This window comes from Aeromicrobium sp. IC_218, assembly GCF_004336805.1.
Classification (GTDB): domain Bacteria; phylum Actinomycetota; class Actinomycetes; order Propionibacteriales; family Nocardioidaceae; genus Aeromicrobium.
The window spans coordinates 14613-29076 of record NZ_SJXM01000019.1 but is presented as its reverse complement, the minus strand read 5'-3'; the positions used below and the strand labels follow the sequence as shown (position 1 = coordinate 29076).

General features: G+C 73.0%; 16 protein-coding genes. 4 read left to right on the top strand and 12 right to left on the bottom strand.

What is annotated here, in order from left to right:
• Positions 1-29 precede the first annotated feature (29 nt).
• Genes E0W78_RS15670 through E0W78_RS15655 form a run of 4 tightly spaced genes read right to left on the bottom strand, consistent with a single transcriptional unit; the run spans position 30 to position 2413 of the window.
• Positions 30-722: a DUF881 domain-containing protein gene (locus E0W78_RS15670; RefSeq protein ID WP_131404872.1), complete on the bottom strand. Its 693-nt coding sequence runs from the start codon at positions 720-722 to the stop codon at positions 30-32.
• Positions 715-1047: a small basic family protein gene (locus tag E0W78_RS15665; protein ID WP_131404871.1), complete on the bottom strand. Its 333-nt coding sequence runs from the start codon at positions 1045-1047 to the stop codon at positions 715-717. Before E0W78_RS15665 ends, E0W78_RS15670 begins: the two co-directional genes overlap by 8 nt.
• The gene (locus E0W78_RS15660) at positions 1044-1832 is read right to left on the bottom strand and encodes a DUF881 domain-containing protein (protein WP_131404870.1); all 789 of its coding nucleotides are present in this window, start codon (positions 1830-1832) and stop codon (positions 1044-1046) included. The genes E0W78_RS15665 and E0W78_RS15660 overlap by 4 nt, the downstream gene beginning before the upstream one ends.
• Positions 1829-2413 (bottom strand): CDP-alcohol phosphatidyltransferase family protein, encoded by a 585-nt coding sequence (locus E0W78_RS15655; RefSeq protein WP_131404869.1) that lies wholly within the window; start codon positions 2411-2413, stop codon positions 1829-1831. Before E0W78_RS15655 ends, E0W78_RS15660 begins: the two co-directional genes overlap by 4 nt.
• 227 nt (positions 2414-2640) lie before the next feature.
• Between E0W78_RS15655 and E0W78_RS15650 the strand changes: the two genes are divergently transcribed.
• Complete coding sequence (locus E0W78_RS15650; RefSeq protein ID WP_131404868.1) at positions 2641-3258, top strand: superoxide dismutase; 618 nt, start codon at positions 2641-2643, stop codon at positions 3256-3258.
• A 130-nt stretch (positions 3259-3388) separates the two neighbouring features.
• Here E0W78_RS15650 and E0W78_RS15645 read toward each other — a convergent pair whose 3' ends face one another.
• The 4 genes from E0W78_RS15645 to E0W78_RS15630 are packed head-to-tail and all read right to left on the bottom strand — an operon-like array spanning position 3389 to position 7151.
• The gene (locus E0W78_RS15645) at positions 3389-5380 is read right to left on the bottom strand and encodes a cytochrome c oxidase assembly protein (protein WP_131404867.1); all 1992 of its coding nucleotides are present in this window, start codon (positions 5378-5380) and stop codon (positions 3389-3391) included.
• On the bottom strand, positions 5377-5907 hold the full coding sequence (locus E0W78_RS15640) for a copper resistance protein CopC (RefSeq protein WP_165570539.1): 531 nt from the start codon (positions 5905-5907) through the stop codon (positions 5377-5379). Before E0W78_RS15640 ends, E0W78_RS15645 begins: the two co-directional genes overlap by 4 nt.
• Positions 5888-6601, bottom strand: coding sequence for a YcnI family protein (locus tag E0W78_RS15635; protein ID WP_131404865.1), 714 nt, complete (start codon positions 6599-6601; stop codon positions 5888-5890). The genes E0W78_RS15640 and E0W78_RS15635 overlap by 20 nt, the downstream gene beginning before the upstream one ends.
• Positions 6602-6632: 31 nt before the next feature.
• Positions 6633-7151 carry a hypothetical protein gene (locus E0W78_RS15630; protein ID WP_131404864.1) on the bottom strand — a complete coding sequence of 173 codons (519 nt, stop codon included), beginning with the start codon at positions 7149-7151 and terminating at the stop codon, positions 6633-6635.
• An 87-nt stretch (positions 7152-7238) separates the two neighbouring features.
• On the opposite strand from E0W78_RS15630, the gene rocD reads away from it, so the two are divergent.
• Positions 7239-8441, top strand: a complete 1203-nt coding sequence (gene rocD / locus E0W78_RS15625) for an ornithine--oxo-acid transaminase (protein ID WP_131404863.1) — start codon at positions 7239-7241, stop codon at positions 8439-8441.
• Between the two features lie 3 nt (positions 8442-8444).
• Here the strand turns inward: rocD and E0W78_RS15620 are convergent, their stop codons facing one another.
• The gene (locus E0W78_RS15620) at positions 8445-9257 is read right to left on the bottom strand and encodes a fused MFS/spermidine synthase (RefSeq protein ID WP_242686385.1); all 813 of its coding nucleotides are present in this window, start codon (positions 9255-9257) and stop codon (positions 8445-8447) included.
• Positions 9258-9322: 65 nt separating this feature from the next.
• Here E0W78_RS15620 and E0W78_RS15615 point away from each other — a divergent pair, with 65 nt between their 5' ends.
• A complete protein-coding gene (locus E0W78_RS15615; RefSeq protein ID WP_131404862.1) occupies positions 9323-9820 on the top strand; it encodes a MarR family transcriptional regulator in 498 nt (165 codons plus the stop codon).
• Positions 9821-9853: 33 nt separating this feature from the next.
• Here the strand turns inward: E0W78_RS15615 and E0W78_RS15610 are convergent, their stop codons facing one another.
• The 3 genes from E0W78_RS15610 to E0W78_RS15600 all read right to left on the bottom strand — a co-directional run bounded on the left by E0W78_RS15610 (position 9854) and on the right by E0W78_RS15600 (position 12878).
• A complete protein-coding gene (locus E0W78_RS15610) occupies positions 9854-11164 on the bottom strand; it encodes an HNH endonuclease signature motif containing protein (protein ID WP_131404861.1) in 1311 nt (436 codons plus the stop codon).
• Positions 11165-11699: 535 nt separating this feature from the next.
• Entirely contained in the window at positions 11700-12107 is a 408-nt protein-coding gene (locus E0W78_RS15605; RefSeq protein ID WP_242686384.1) for an NUDIX domain-containing protein, read from the bottom strand.
• 3 nt (positions 12108-12110) lie between these two features.
• Positions 12111-12878, bottom strand: a complete 768-nt coding sequence (locus tag E0W78_RS15600; protein WP_131404860.1) for an inositol monophosphatase family protein — start codon at positions 12876-12878, stop codon at positions 12111-12113.
• A gap of 66 nt (positions 12879-12944) precedes the next feature.
• Here E0W78_RS15600 and E0W78_RS15595 point away from each other — a divergent pair, with 66 nt between their 5' ends.
• Positions 12945-14462: a protein kinase gene (locus E0W78_RS15595; protein WP_131404859.1), complete on the top strand. Its 1518-nt coding sequence runs from the start codon at positions 12945-12947 to the stop codon at positions 14460-14462.
• The last annotated feature ends 2 nt before the right edge of the window (positions 14463-14464 follow it).

The window sequence follows — 14464 nt, the reverse complement described above, 5'->3', positions numbered from 1 at the left end:
TCAAACGCTCCTGGTCGGGGGGTGGGGGGTCATGAGCTGGGACGAGCGTACTCGGGGTCCTGGGTGTCGGCCAGGGCCGTGATGGTGACCGTGTCGCGGGTGTCGATGTCGAGGGTGCCGCCGCTGTTCTCGACCCGGTCGAGCAGGCCGCCACGGATGCGCATGGCCTCGGCGAGCGTGTCCGGATCACCGATCGCCTCGATGACGAACGGACGCGTCACGGTGCGTCCGCCGACCCGCACCTCGTCGCCCTCGTCGACGAAGTAGGTCTGCGCCACGACCCGCGCGGTGCCGTTGACGACGATCGCCTCGGCGCCGGCGTCGCGCAGCTCCTCGACGGCGTCCAGCAGGATCGCCGCGTTCACGTCGTCCTCGGGGTCGGTGATGGTCAGCTCGACGCCGGGACCGCGGGCGCCGAGCGTGCCGGCCAGGATGCCGAGCTGGGTGGCGCGCTTGTCGGCCTGGCGCTGCGCGGCCTGCGACTGCTGCGAGGAGCTGGCCAGCTCGTCGCGGGTGCGGGTGAGCTCGTCGACCTGCTGGGACGCCCGCTCGTTCGCGGCGTCCAGGCTGCGGAGCAGCTCGACCAGCTCGGTCTGGCGCAGCGTCGAGTAGGCCTCGGAGTCGTTGCCGCGCACCTGCACGGTGACCGCGAACGCCAGCCCGCCCAGCAGGACCGCCACCACCAGCTGCGGCACCAGCTTGCGCCGGCGGGGCTCAGGCATGGAAGACCCGTCGGCGGATGGCCGCCATGTTGGCGAAGATGCGGATGCCCAGCACCACCACGACCGCGGTCGAGAGCTGCGAGCCGACGCCCAGCTGGTCACCGACGAACACGATGAGCGCGGCGATGACGACGTTGGAGATGAACGACACCACGAAGACGCGCTCGTCGAAGCGCCGCTCCCCCAGCGCGCGACCGGCGCCGATGACGGCATCGAGCGCCGCGACGATCGCGATGGGGAGGTAGGGCTGCAGGCCGAGCGGCACCGTGGGCTGCAGCCACAGGCCGAGCCCCACACCGACGACGAGTCCGATGACCGGGATCACTTCTTCGCTCCCTCCCACACCTTCGCGTGGCGGACGCGGGCGCGCTCGCCGGGGACGGCCGGGAGCTGGAGCTCATCGGCGCGCTGCATGTCGAACTTCAGGCCCACCTCGTCCTGGCGGATGCGCCAGTACTCGCCGAACGGGCCCTCGGTGAATCCGTCGGCCAGGGCACGGCTGTCGCCGATCGCCTCGACCTTGTACGGCGGGTTGACCGCGGAGTAGTTGACCGTGATCGCGCCGCCGGCCTCGTGGATGGCCGTCAGCGTGCCGATGCGGTGGCCGTCGACCGCCACGGCCTCGGCCCCCGCGCCCCACAGTCCGTTGACGAGCAGGCGCAGGTCGCGGTCGGTCACGCGCACGGCGTCGGAGGCGTCGTCGACGCGCACCACCACGCCCGGGCCGTCGACCGGCACGTCGGCGGCCTGCACCTGGCGCACCGAGTAGTCGGGGTCCTCGTCGCCCGCGGCCGCCTGCAGCGCCGCGACCTCCGAGCGCAGCGTCCGCTGAGTGTCCTGGACGCGTCCGAGCGACTCCTGGCGGGCGCGAATGTCGGACACGAGCGTCTCGCGGGCCACCTGGCGGTCGAGCGACTCGTCGCGGGTCTGGACGATCGCGATGGTCACCATGACGCCGAACAGCACGAGCACCGACGCCGCGACCCACCCGCGCGACCGGGCGTACCGGCCCGCGCGGACCTCGTAGTAGTCGTCGTCGAGCGCGTTCGCGGCGATGGTGTCCAGGACGCTGGGCTCGAACGTGCCCGACGGGGTGCGGACGGGCGTCATGACGCCGCCCGGGTCACCCGCGGCATGGTCGAGAGGAGGCGCTGGACCTGGAAGGCGTAGAGCACGCCGGCCCACCAGTAGAGGCCGACGCCCCAGATGGTGAAGGCCCAGCCGAAGACGTTGGCGAGGTCGGCGACCGTGCCGGACCCGTCGCCGAGCAGCAGCAGCGGGAACGCGTAGAGCAGCGCCGCGGTAGCCGCCTTGCCCAGGAAGTGGACGGGCAGCGAGCTGTAGCCGCGGGTGCGCAGGAACGGCACCAGGCCGAACAGGAAGACGTCGCGCAGCGGCAGCAGGACGGCCAGCCACCACGGGATGATGTCGCGCATGCCCAGGCCGACGACGACGGCCAGGATGTACAGCCGGTCGGCGACGGGGTCGAGGATCGCGCCGATCTTGGACATCTGGCCCAGGTCGCGGGCGAGCTTGCCGTCGAGGTAGTCGGTGATGCCCGAGGCCATGAGGACCAGCAGGGCGATCTCGTCGAGCTCGGGGCCCAGGACGAGCCACAGGAAGACCGGCACGAGGAGCAGGCGCAGGAAGCTCAGCGCGTTCGGGATCGTGAGGATCCGGTCGTCCGCCACCGCGCCTCCTTGGCACTCCTGCGGGCCGGGCGGCCCGCGCGTCAGAGGACAGACTAGGTCATGGCTCCACGCCGCCCGCGTGGTCGGGGCCGACCCCCGCTCGTGTCGGTCGTGCGTCCGCCTGGCAGGACCACCCTTGCGCCCGCACGGGCGCCTGACAGGATGGGGTCACCACCCGACAACAGAACATGAGCCGGGCCACGAGCCCGGTGCCCTGAGGAGGATCCGTGGCTGACTACACCCTGCCCGAGCTGCCGTACGACTACGGCGCGCTCGACCCGTTCATCTCCGGCAAGATCATGGAGCTGCACCACTCCAAGCACCACAACACGTACGTCACCGGCCTGAACACGGCGATCGAGAAGCTCGAGGAGGCGCGCGCCACCGACAGCTTCGGCGCGATCGCCGGCATCGAGAAGAACCTCTCGTTCAACCTCGGTGGCCACATCAACCACTCGATCTTCTGGAAGAACCTCTCCCCGGACGGCGGCGACAAGCCGACCGGCGAGCTGGCCGCGGCCATCGACGACAACTTCGGCTCGTTCGACAAGTTCCGCGCGCACTTCGAGCAGGTCGCCCTGACCATCCAGGGCTCCGGCTGGTCCATCCTCGCCTGGGACACCCTGGGCCAGAAGCTGCTCGTCGTGCAGCTGTACGACCAGCAGTCCAACATCCCGGCCACGCTGATCCCGATCGCGCAGCTGGACATGTGGGAGCACGCCTTCTACCTGGACTACCTCAACGTCAAGGCGGACTACGTCAAGGCGTGGTGGAACATCGTCAACTGGGCCGACGCCCAGGAGCGCTTCACGGCGGCGACCAGCGGCGGCCAGATCATCTTCTGACCGCCCCGGCGCCACGACGGCCGGCATCCCTCACGGGGTGCCGGCCGTCGTGCGTCCCTGGGGTGATGCGACCGGCTGGTCGGGCGCCCCCGTTCCCTGAGCCTGTCGAAGGGACCCGTCACGACCGGGGTCAGCGCTGGATGCGGCGCTCGTGCGGCAGCTGGGCGAGCCAGGCGTTGTACTGCTCGAGCTCGGCGTCGCCGTCGCTGTCGGCCTTGCGGTCCTTGCGCCGCGCCTCGCGCTGGTCCGAGCGCACCCACTGCACCAGCAGCGCCCCCATGACCAGGATGAGCGGCACCTCTCCCAGCGCCCAGGCGACGCTGCCGCCGACGTACTGGTCGCGCAGCAGGTCGGTGGCGAAGGGCCGGTCGAGGTCGAGCCAGTAGCGGTCCGCGATGACCTGGCTGGCCGACATGACCGCCACCGAGAAGAAGGCGTGGAACGGGATCGTGAACAGCAGCATCGCGAACCGCAGCGGCGGAGCCAGCTGGCGAGGGCTGGGGTCGATGCCGATGAGGACGTAGTAGAACAGCGACCCGGCCAGCAGGAAGTGGACGTCCATGAGCGCGTGGCCCAGGTGCCAGCGCATGAGCGCCTCGAACAGCGGCGTGAAGTACAGCCCGTAGAGGCTGCCGACGAAGATGACCGCGGCCACGACCGGGTGCGTCCACAGGCGCGCGAACCGCGAGTGCAGCAGCGACAGCAGCAGCTGGCGTGGGCCGACCTCACCGGGCTGGCGCGGACCGGGCAGCGTCCGCAGCGCGAGCGTGACCGGGGCGCCGAGCACCAGGAAGATGGGCGCCACCATCGACAGCAGCATGTGCGCGATCATGTGCGCGCTGAACATCACGTGCGAGTACTCGGCGAGGCCGCCGAGCGTCGCCCAGCCGACGACGAGCATGCCCAGCAGCCACGAGATCGTGCGGCCGACCGGCCACCGGTCGCCGCGGCGACGCAGCTTCACGACGCCGTAGAGGTAGAGCGCCGTGCCCAGGGCGAGCACGGTGAGCCCGAACCCGCTGGCCGAGTGGCCGAGCAGGAAGCGCGAGACCGACGGGTCGGCCGGCATGGGGCCGCCGATGAGCGTCTCGGCGGCGCTCAGCACGTCCTCGCCGACCGGGGTCGGCGTGCGGGACAGGGCGACGGCCAGGCCGATGGTGCCGGCCATGACCAGCAGCTCGCCGGCGGCGAGGCGCAGGAACGAGCCGCCGCTCCCGGCGATGCGACGCCGGTGCAGCCAGCCGAGCGCGCCCAGGACGACCAGCGCGGCCGTCTTGGCCAGCAGCAGGCGTCCGTAGCCGGACGAGAACAGGTCCGACAGCGAGTCGATGCGGGTGGAGGCGTTGACGACGCCGGACAGCCCGACGATCACGAGCGACCAGGTGGCCAGCGGCGAGAACCGGGCGATCGCCGGCTCGAGCCGCTTGCTGCGGCGCAGCGCGACCCAGCCCAGCGCGCCGAGCCCGCCGACCCAGAGGGTCGCGCCGACGAGGTGCAGCAGCAGGCTGATGGTGGCCAGGTCGTGCCCGCCGGCGGACGCCGAGTGCCCGGTGAGCGCGACCGGCGCGAGGCTGGCCAGCGCGAGGCCGAGCGCCAGCGCGAGGGCCCGCACGCCGACCGTCCAGCGGAGCAGCACCGCCAGGACCAGCGCGAGCGCGGCCTGCAGCAGCATGCCGCGGCCCAGCTCGCTGTCGGCGAACGAGACCACGTAGCCCGGGCGTAGACCGGACAACGGCTGGGCGAAGGTGTCGGCCGCGGTCAGCACGTAGAGCGCCAGGCTGGTCACCGACCAGGCGACGGCCGCCGTGCGCGAGCGGGCGACCGCGTCGACCGCGAGGCCCTCGACCCGGTCGCCGCGGCCGGGAAGCAGGAACACGGCCAGCACCAGGAAGCCGACGACCGTGACCGCCAGGACGTCCGACAGCAGCTTGGCCACCGGCACCCCCCAGCCGACGACGAGGCCCGGGTCGGGGATGCCCGGCGGCGCCTCCTCGGGAGCGCCGCCGCCCAGGCTCAGGAAGGCGACGACGGCACCGAGCGCGACCACGAAGGCCACGGCGGTGAACCGCACGGTGCCGACGCGGGGCGCGGCGTCGCGGGGGGTGTCGGTGGCGGTGCTCATCGGGTGGACCTCCGGCGGAGCGGCACGAGCAGCAGGACGAGGGCGACCACGACGGCGGCTCCGGCCCACCAGACGTGCTCGCGGTGGCGGTGCAGGAACGACTCCTGGCTGGCGTCGGCGCTGGTCGCCACGGGATCGACGGTGTCGCCGGTCGTGGTGGTGAACACGACGGTGCCCTTGACGGGGTGGCCGTCGGCCGACACGACGCGGTACGACATCTCGTGGACGCCGCGCAGGCCGGACGGCTCGACGGTGGCGGTGACCGTGTGGTCGACCGCCTTCACGTCGGCCAGCTCGAGCTGCTCGCCGTCCGGCGCGGTGATCGCGACGTAGGCGGGGTTGCCGATGTTCTCGTTGAACGTCAGCGTGACCTGCTCGGGGACGGCCTCGACGGTGGTGCCGTCGGCCGGGTCGGTCGACAGCAGCGAGGCGTGCGCCGAGGCCGGCCCCGCCCCCACCGCGACCAGCACGGCGGTGAGGGCGAGGGCCAGGCCGAGCCGGACGGGCTCAGGAGTCGGTACGCGCACGACGTCGATTCTCCCGCAGCGCCAAAGCCACGCCGCCGACGCCCACGACCAGGCCGAGGCCGCCGAGGACGCGGGCCAGCGTGTCCGTGCCGTCGTCGGACGACCCGGCCGCCTCGTCGCCCTCGGTGTCGGCGGGCGCGCCGTGGCCACCGTGGCCGTCGTCGGAGGCCGCGGCGAGCGCCAGCGTCGGGGCCGGCTTCTCGGGCTCCTCGTCTCCCGTCGCCACCTGCGACCAGTCGGCCACCTCGCCGTCGGCGTACTCCTGCTTGGTGGGCAGGACGAGGGTGTCGGTCTCGGGCAGCGGACCGCCGGAGAGCTGGAACTCGTCGAACTGGCCGACCCCGATGCCTCCGGCGGTGGCGGTGTAGACGACCGAGCCCACCACCTCGGTGACGGTGAGGTCGCCGACCTCGACCGGCTCGTCGAGCTTCGTCATGACGACCTTCGCCGTCCAGCCCGGCTTGGGCTGGGTGCGGATCGAGGTGACGGGCGTGTCGGTCGGGAAGGTGACGGTCAGCCTCGTGGTGGCGGCGGTGTCTGACTCGTTCGGCACGCGCAGGACGAGCTTGCCGTAGCCGCCCTGGGCGGCGTCGGGCGACGAGACGGTCACGTGGGCGGACGCGGTGGACGGGACGAGCACGACGGCGGTGCCGAGGACGGCAGCGGCCAGCCGCGCACGGGTGGTGCGCTTCATGGGTTTCCTTCGATGGGTGCGGTTCGGTCGGTCAGCAGGGACCGGCCGGAGGACCGCGAAGGACCCGGGGCGTGCGGCGCACGGCCAGCACCGGACGCGGGTGCGCGTCGATGGCGGCGAGCCGGGCGGTGGCGGGCAGCGGGCGGACGTCCGCCAGGAGCCGGACGACGGCCAGGCCGAGCAGCTCGACGAGCCGCCAGCAGGCGGCCTCGCCGCTGGTCAGCACGACGGCGCTGACCGCGGTGGCGACGACGTGCCCGGCGAGCATCGCCGGACCGCCGACCTCCATCGAGCCGCCGGAGGTGTGGACGACCGCCTGGGCGAGCAGCAGCAGGCCGGTCATCTGGCCGGCGGTGAGCCGGCGGCCGCCGAGGGCGTACGCGACGGCGACGACCCCGGCGAGGACGACGGCGACCGAGACCGCGGAGGCGGCGCCACCCATCGCGACGTGGACGCCCGTGGCCGTGACCACGCACACGACGGCCGCCGCGACGGCTCGCACGAGCCGCAGCAGGCGTGCGGTCGGCACGCTGACGCCGGGAAGGTCCACGGCCCCGAGCATAGGCGGCGGGCTCGCCGGCCCGGCCAGGTGGCCGGGGGCCTGGACTTGCGCCGACGAGTCCGCGACCGTGGGGGCATGACGAGCTCAGCCGCGTACATCACCCTCGACGAGCAGTGGGGTGCCCACAACTACCACCCGCTGCCCGTCGTGGTGGCCCGTGCCGAAGGTGCCTACGTCACCGACGTCGAGGGCCGCCGCTACCTGGACTTCCTGTCGGGCTACTCGGCCCTGAACTTCGGGCACCGCCATCCCGCCCTGGTGGCCGCCGCCCACGAGCAGCTGGACCGGCTCACCCTCACGTCCCGGGCCTTCCACAACGACCAGTTCGGCGCGTTCTGCCGCGACCTGGCCGAGCTGACCGGCACCGACATGGTGCTCACCATGAACACCGGCGCCGAGGCCGTCGAGTCGGCGATCAAGGTGGCCCGCAAGTGGGCGTACGAGGTCAAGGGCGTCGCCTACGACAGCGCCGAGATCATCGTCGCGAGCAACAACTTCCACGGCCGCACCACCACGATCGTGTCCTTCTCCGACGACCCGGTCGCCCACGACAACTACGGACCGTTCACGCCCGGCTTCGTCACGGTGCCGTTCGGCGACGCCCAGGCCGTGCGCGACGCGATCGGACCCAACACGGCGGCCGTGCTGATGGAGCCGATCCAGGGCGAGGCCGGCGTCGTCGTGCCGCCCGAGGGCTTCTGGGCGGACGTCCGTGCGGCGTGCGACGAGCACGACGTCCTGCTGGTCGCCGACGAGGTGCAGTCGGGGCTCGCCCGCACCGGCGAGCTGCTGGCCCTCGACCACGAGGGCGTCCAGGCCGACCTCTACACGCTGGGCAAGGCGCTGGGCGGCGGCATCGTGCCGGTGTCGGCCGTCGTCGGGCGCGGCGACGTGCTCGGCGTGCTCAAGCCCGGCCAGCACGGGTCGACGTTCGGCGGCAACCCGCTCGCCTGCGCCGTGGGCAGCGCCGTCGTGGAGCTGCTGCGCACCGGCGAGTTCCAGGAGCGCTCGCGCAAGCTCGGCGAGCACCTGCACCGCCGGCTGGGCGACATGGTCGGCCACGGAGTCGCCGCCGTGCGCGGCCGCGGTCTGTGGGCCGGCGTTGACATCGAGCCGACGCACAAGACCGGTCGTGAGGTGTCCATGGCGCTGCGCGACGAGGGCGTGCTGTGCAAGGAGACGCACCTGCGGACGCTGCGCGTCGCTCCCCCGCTGGTCATCACCGAGGACGAGCTCGACCACGCGCTCGACGCCCTGGAGCGCGCCCTCGACGCCTGAGCCTCAGGCGAAGTAGGTCGCACCGCCCGGTGGAGGTGGCGACGCCTCGGCGTCCGCGTCGGTGAACGGCACGCCCTTCCCGACGCGGTCGTCGACGGCGTGGCCCTCGAGCACGCGGTACGGCAGCGGCGACCCGGCCGCTCGGCGCTGCAGGGACGCGACGGGCAGCGGGGCGGGCGAGGCGACGGCGAGCACGTTGCCGAAGCGACGTCCGGCGAGCGTCCCCGGCTCGGCGGACAGCAGCACGTCGCCGACCTCGGCGCGCAGGCCGGCGACGACCCGCCGGGTGTAGCCGAACGGCGCCCGGTCGGCGAGGTTGAGCGCGACGACGCCGGTGCCGCGCAGCACGCGGCGGAGGTCGGCCAGCGCCTCACGGGTCGTGAGCTCGGCCGGCACACGAGCGGCCGCGAAGGCGTCCACCACGACCACGTCGACGGAGTCGTCGGGGAACGCGGCGAGCCCCGAGCGTCCGTCGACCCCGCGCACCTTGATGCCGCTGCGCCGCGGGAGCGGCAGCTGCTCGCGGACGAACGCGGTCAGCGACTCGTCCGGCTCCAGCACGACCTGGGACGAGCGGGGGCGCGTCGCCGCGACGTACCGCGCCAGCGTCATCCCCGCTCCCCCGACGTGCACGATCCGCAGCGGCTCGCCGGCCGGCTCGATCGCGTCGAGCACGTCGCCGATGCGGCGCACGTAGTCGAAGGCCAGGTAGGTGGGGTCGTCGAGGTCGACGTGGGACTGGTCGGCGCCACCGACCCGGAGCACGTACGCCGAGGGCCGGGCTCCGTCGGGCACCAGCTCGCGGTCGTCGGTCACGGCTGCATCGTACGGACTTCCCGAAGATGGTTTAGCAGGCAACCATCCCGGGTAGGCTCCCCGTCATGACGCAGACCCCCTGGCTCACGCCCGACGAGCTGCGCTCGTGGGTGCGACTCATCGCGGTCGTCGAGATGCTCCCGGGCGCCCTGGACACGCAGCTGCAGCGCGACGCCGGCCTGAGCCACTTCGAGTACTTCACGCTGGCGATGCTGTCCGACGCCCCGGACCGCACCCTGCGGATGACGGAGCTGGCCTCGCAGACCAACGCCAGCCTCCCCCGCCTCTCCCACGTCGTGAAGCGCCTGGTCGCCCGCGGCTACGTCAGCCGCTGCCAGGCCGACGACGACCGCCGCGCCATCGAGGCCACGCTCACCGACGAGGGCCTGGCCAAGATCCAGGAGTCGGCCCCCGGCCACGTCCGCACGGTCCGTGAGCTGGTCGTGGACGCCCTCACCCCCGAGCAGCTGCGCGCCGTGGGCGAGGCGAGCGCGGCGATCCTGACCCGCCTGGACCCCGATGGCCGGATGAACGCGAGCGTGCTGGACAACCTCGAGCGCTGAGCCAGGACCTTTGACGAGCTCAGGCAGCGGGGGTCAGGCGGGTTCCACGACTCGGGGTCGGTGCTTGACGTGGCGGGCGTGGCGCAGCGGCCGCTGTCGTGGATCGATCCGGGGTGGCGGGATGACTTCGACGACGCCGTCCATCGCCAAGCGCGCTGACCAGTCGGAGTCGTGGAGCAGGTGGTGATGGAAGAAGCAGAACAGGGCACCGTTGTCGATGCTCGTGTCACCACCTTCACTCCATGGCTTGAGGTGGTGGGCTTCGCACCAGCCGGGTGGCCGGTCGCAGCCCTTCCACGAACAGCCGCCGTCCCGCTTCGTAAGGGCGATGCGCTGGGACCTGTCGTGGAGACGCCTCTGCTGACCGACGTCGAGCGGCTGGCTCGCGCCGCCGAGAACCACGGGGATCAGACCCGCGTTGCAGGCCAGGCGCCGTGCTTGGGAGGCGGAGAGTCCGGTGTCGGTGGAGAGCATCGCCCGGCCCAGGTCACGGACCAGGGCGTCGTGCTCCATCGAGATGGTCACCGTGGCCGCAACACCGCCGGCCTGCGGGAACGCGTCCTGGGGCAGGTGCTCGACGAGCTCGCAGAGGGCGAGTCCCATGCGACGGGCGTGGTCGAGGCGGCCGAACTCTAGGTCGGAGTGCTCGCCGTCGACGTCCCGGAAGACCGCCCCATCGCGTCGCGGTGAGGCAAGTCCTTCGAGGACGGTCCTGAGCATGTCGGCCTGCATGTCCGGCAGGACCCCGCGGATGGACGACCGACCCTTGCCCATCCGGATGATCGACAGGTGCGTCTCGTTCCAGGCCTGCTTCTCCTGGCGCTCCAGCTGAGCGCCGATGATCTCGTCGGCGGAGTCGGGATCGACGACCTCGACGATGCGGTTCGCGAGCCGGCGCAGGTCGTCCGCCCCGAACTCGCGAGCGTGCTCCAGCAGGGTGGCTTCGGCGTCGTCGTGCTGCTCGTCCACGAACCACTCCGGAAGCTGGTCGAGTGCCTTGAGGATGTTGTGGGCCTGCTCGGTGGTGAGCTGACCGGCGTCCCAGCGCTCGCGGGTGACGGCGCCGCGCGTGGGGTCGAGTCGGGTCAGCGACACGAGCTTCGAGGCCTCGCGACGAGAGACGTTCGTGGTGCTGGCCAGCCACACCGTCGGGGAGGTGCAGCCGTCCTCACGTGGGAGACCCCGGTCCGCCGCTGCCGCCGTGAGTCGGACGGTCAACGCTTGGAGCGCGGCCGCAGCCTGGGCGGCGGCCTGCAGCTCAGCGCGGATCTCACGGTCCGTCAGCGTCCACGGCTCGAGCGCGCTGGACTCCTCCAGCAGTGCCTGAACCTGGTCGCTGATCATCCGAAACCCCCGTCGAACGTTTGTTCTATCCTACCTCGCGGTGGTGACAGGAACAACGCGGAATCCCCGGAATTCCGGGTATTTTTGCGCTTTCGACAAGCTCAGCGAGCGGTACTCAGGCGAGCCGACAAGGCGACCCGGGCACGCACCCAGCCGCCTCGTCATCAGCCCCTCGGGCGACCAGGCACCGAGGCAAGCTCAAGGAGCGGGACTCGGGCGAGCCGACTCACCGCGTCACCCACCCAACCGCGTCGTCGTCAGCCCCTCGGGCGACCACACGAGAATGCTCCTTTCGACAAGCTCAAGGAGCGGGGCTCGGGCGAGCCGACGGACCGGCCCGACCACGCACCCAAGCTCCTTTCGACAAGCTCAAGGAGCGGGTCCGGGCGAGCCGACAGGCCCACCTGAGTACGCACCCACCGCCTCGTCATCAACCCCCGGGCGACCACGCACCGAGGCTCCTTTCGACAAGCTCAAGGAGCGGGGCCGTCGCTCAAGGAGCGGGAGCGCGGCGCTCAAGCAACGGAGCTCAGGCTCACGAACCGGTGCGCTCCGCGGCCAGGATCGGCAGCAGCACCTCGCGGCTGAGCGGCGCGAGGTCGACGTCGCCGGGGTCGGCGGGGTCGATCCAGCGCGCTTCCTCGATCTCGGCCGCGACGACGTGCTCGTCGTGCAGGTCGGCGCGCCAGACGCGGGCGTGGACACGGTGGCCCGGCTCGTTGGCGGCGTCCTCGTCGAACTCCCCCACCCAGGTGAACGCGTCCTCGGCCAGGCGCAGGCCGAGCTCCTCGTCGAGCTCGCGCCGCAACGCCTCCAGCCCGGACTCCCCCGGCTCGGGCTTGCCGCCGGGCTGCATGAACGCGGTGGTGCCGCGCTTGCGCACCATGAGCGCCCGCCCGTCCGCGCCCACGACCAGGCAGGCGACGACGTCGATCACCGGCACCGCTCAGCCCTCCAGCGCGGCGACGACCTCGGCGACGCTGCGGGCGCCGCCGGCGACCGACCAGGTGCGTCCGCCGACCTCGACCTGCCGGGTGGTGCCGCCGGCCCCGGCGACGATCGCCGCGCCCGGCAGCCAGTCCCACGACGGAGTCGTGTGCTGGAACCAGCTGCCGAGCCGTCCGGTGGCCACGCCGACCAGGTCCATCGACCCGGAGCCGAGCATGCGGATGGTGGCCGGCCGCGACACCGCCCGCGTCCACGGGTCGTGCACCGACGGCTCGCCGAAGAAGCCGGGGTGCAGGTAGGTGCCGGCGCTGACGAGCTCGAGCGGGTCGTCGTGCACCGGGCCGACCGGCTCGCCGTCGCGGGTGGTCGGCAGCCCTGGGCCACCCACCACGACGCTGCCCGTGGCGTGGTGCGCGACCGCGCCGAGCACGACCTCGTCACCGTCGACGAGAGCGAGCGCCGAGCACCAGTAGTCGGATCCGGAGGCGAAGTTGTAGGTGCCGTCGACCGGGTCGATGACCCAGCGGCGCCCGGAGCGCGACTCGACCGAGGCGCCCTCCTCGCCCAGCACCCCGTCGTCGGGACGCTCGCGCAGGAGCGTGCCGAGCACGAGCTCCTCGGCGGCGTGGTCGGCGTCGGTCACGACGTCCGAGACGGACGTCTTGCGGGAGATGGTGAGGGCGGCACCGGCCCGCATGCCCGCCGCGAGGGCGGCGGCCTGCGTGACCAGCTCCGCGGCGAGGCGGGCGTCGTCGTCGGTCGGCACGGGGCCGACGCTAGCCCACCGCGGTCGGACGCGCGGAACCGTCCGCCTGGCCCTACTGTCGACCGGGTGGGTAGGGTCATCAACGGTCGGTACGAGCTCGGCGAACGCCTCGGGGCGGGCGGCATGGGCTCGGTGCTGCGCGCCCACGACCGCAAGCTCGACCGCGCCGTGGCGGTGAAGCTGGTCCACGTCGAGCAGGCCCAGGACGAGGTGGGCCGCGCCCGGCTCAAGGCCGAGGCCCGGCTGGCCGGCGGCGTCCACCACCCCGGCGTCGCGGAGATCTTCGACTACGACGAGGACGACGAGACCGGCGCGCCGTTCCTGGTCATGCGCCTGGTCGAGGGCGAGACCCTCTCGCAGGTGCTGCGCCACGAGCGCACCCTCACGCCCGCCCGCACGATGAGCATGGTCGCCGACGTCGCCGAGGCCCTGGCCGCCGCGCACGCGCTGGGCGTCGTGCACCGCGACGTGAAGCCGTCCAACATCCTGCTGACCGAGCAGCGCGCGGTGCTCGTCGACTTCGGCATCGCCCGCTCGCCCGAGAGCGAGCCGCTCACGTCCACCGGCACCCTGCTGGGCACCGTCGACTACCTGAGCCCCGAGCAGGCCCTGGGCCGCAGCGCCGCTCCCCCGTCGGACGTCTACGCGCTCGGCGTCGTCGCCCACCACTGCCTCACCGGCGCCCCGCCGTTCCGACGCGAGACCGCCGTGGCCACCGCCATCGCCCACGCGAAGGACCAGCTGCCCCCGCTCGGCGACGACGTGCCCGACCCCGTCCGCGCGCTCGTCGCCAGCATGACGGCCAAGCAGCCCGACGACCGTCCGACCGCCGAGCAGGCCGCCCGCACCGCGGCGGCGCTGGCCGAGGGGCACAGCCAGGACGCGGCCCCCGCGCCGCGCGAGGTCGGCGCGCCCGCGCTCGAGGACCTGCCCACCGCCGTGACCCGTGTCCGCCCGCGTCGCCGGGCCATGGCCGTCGGTGCCGGTGCCGCGCTCGTCGTGGCCCTGCTCGCCGGCCGCGAGATGCTCGCCACCGAGCGCGAGGTGCCCGACGTCGTCGGCATGTCCGTCGCGGCGGCCACCACGGTGCTGCGCGACGAGGGCTTCGCCGTGGAACGCCAGGACGTCGACGACCCGCGCGCCCCGATGGGCCAGGTGGTCGACCAGACGCCCGACGCGTCCGACGACGGCAGCGACGGCGAGACCGTGGAGCTCTCGGTGGCCTCCGGCATGGTCGTGGTCGACGGACGCGCGCTGGTCGGCTCCACCTACGGCCAGGTGGCGCGCCGCCTGGAGGCGCTCGGGCTGGTGCCGATCCGGCACGAGCACGAGAACCGCACCCGCGCCGGCCAGGTGCTCAGCGTCGAGCGCGACGGCCGCGTCGCGCTCGGCAGCACCGTGCCCGTCGTCGTAGCCGTCAGCCCGGCTGTCGCGAAGGCGCCGGCACCGGCGACCACCCAGTCGGGCTCGCGCACCTCCGCGCCGGCCCCGCGCCCGGCCGCGACGTCGGCCAAGAGCAAGCTCAAGGGCAAGGGTCACGCCAAGGGCAGGAAGGGCGACAAGAAGGGCAACGGCCGCGGCTGAGC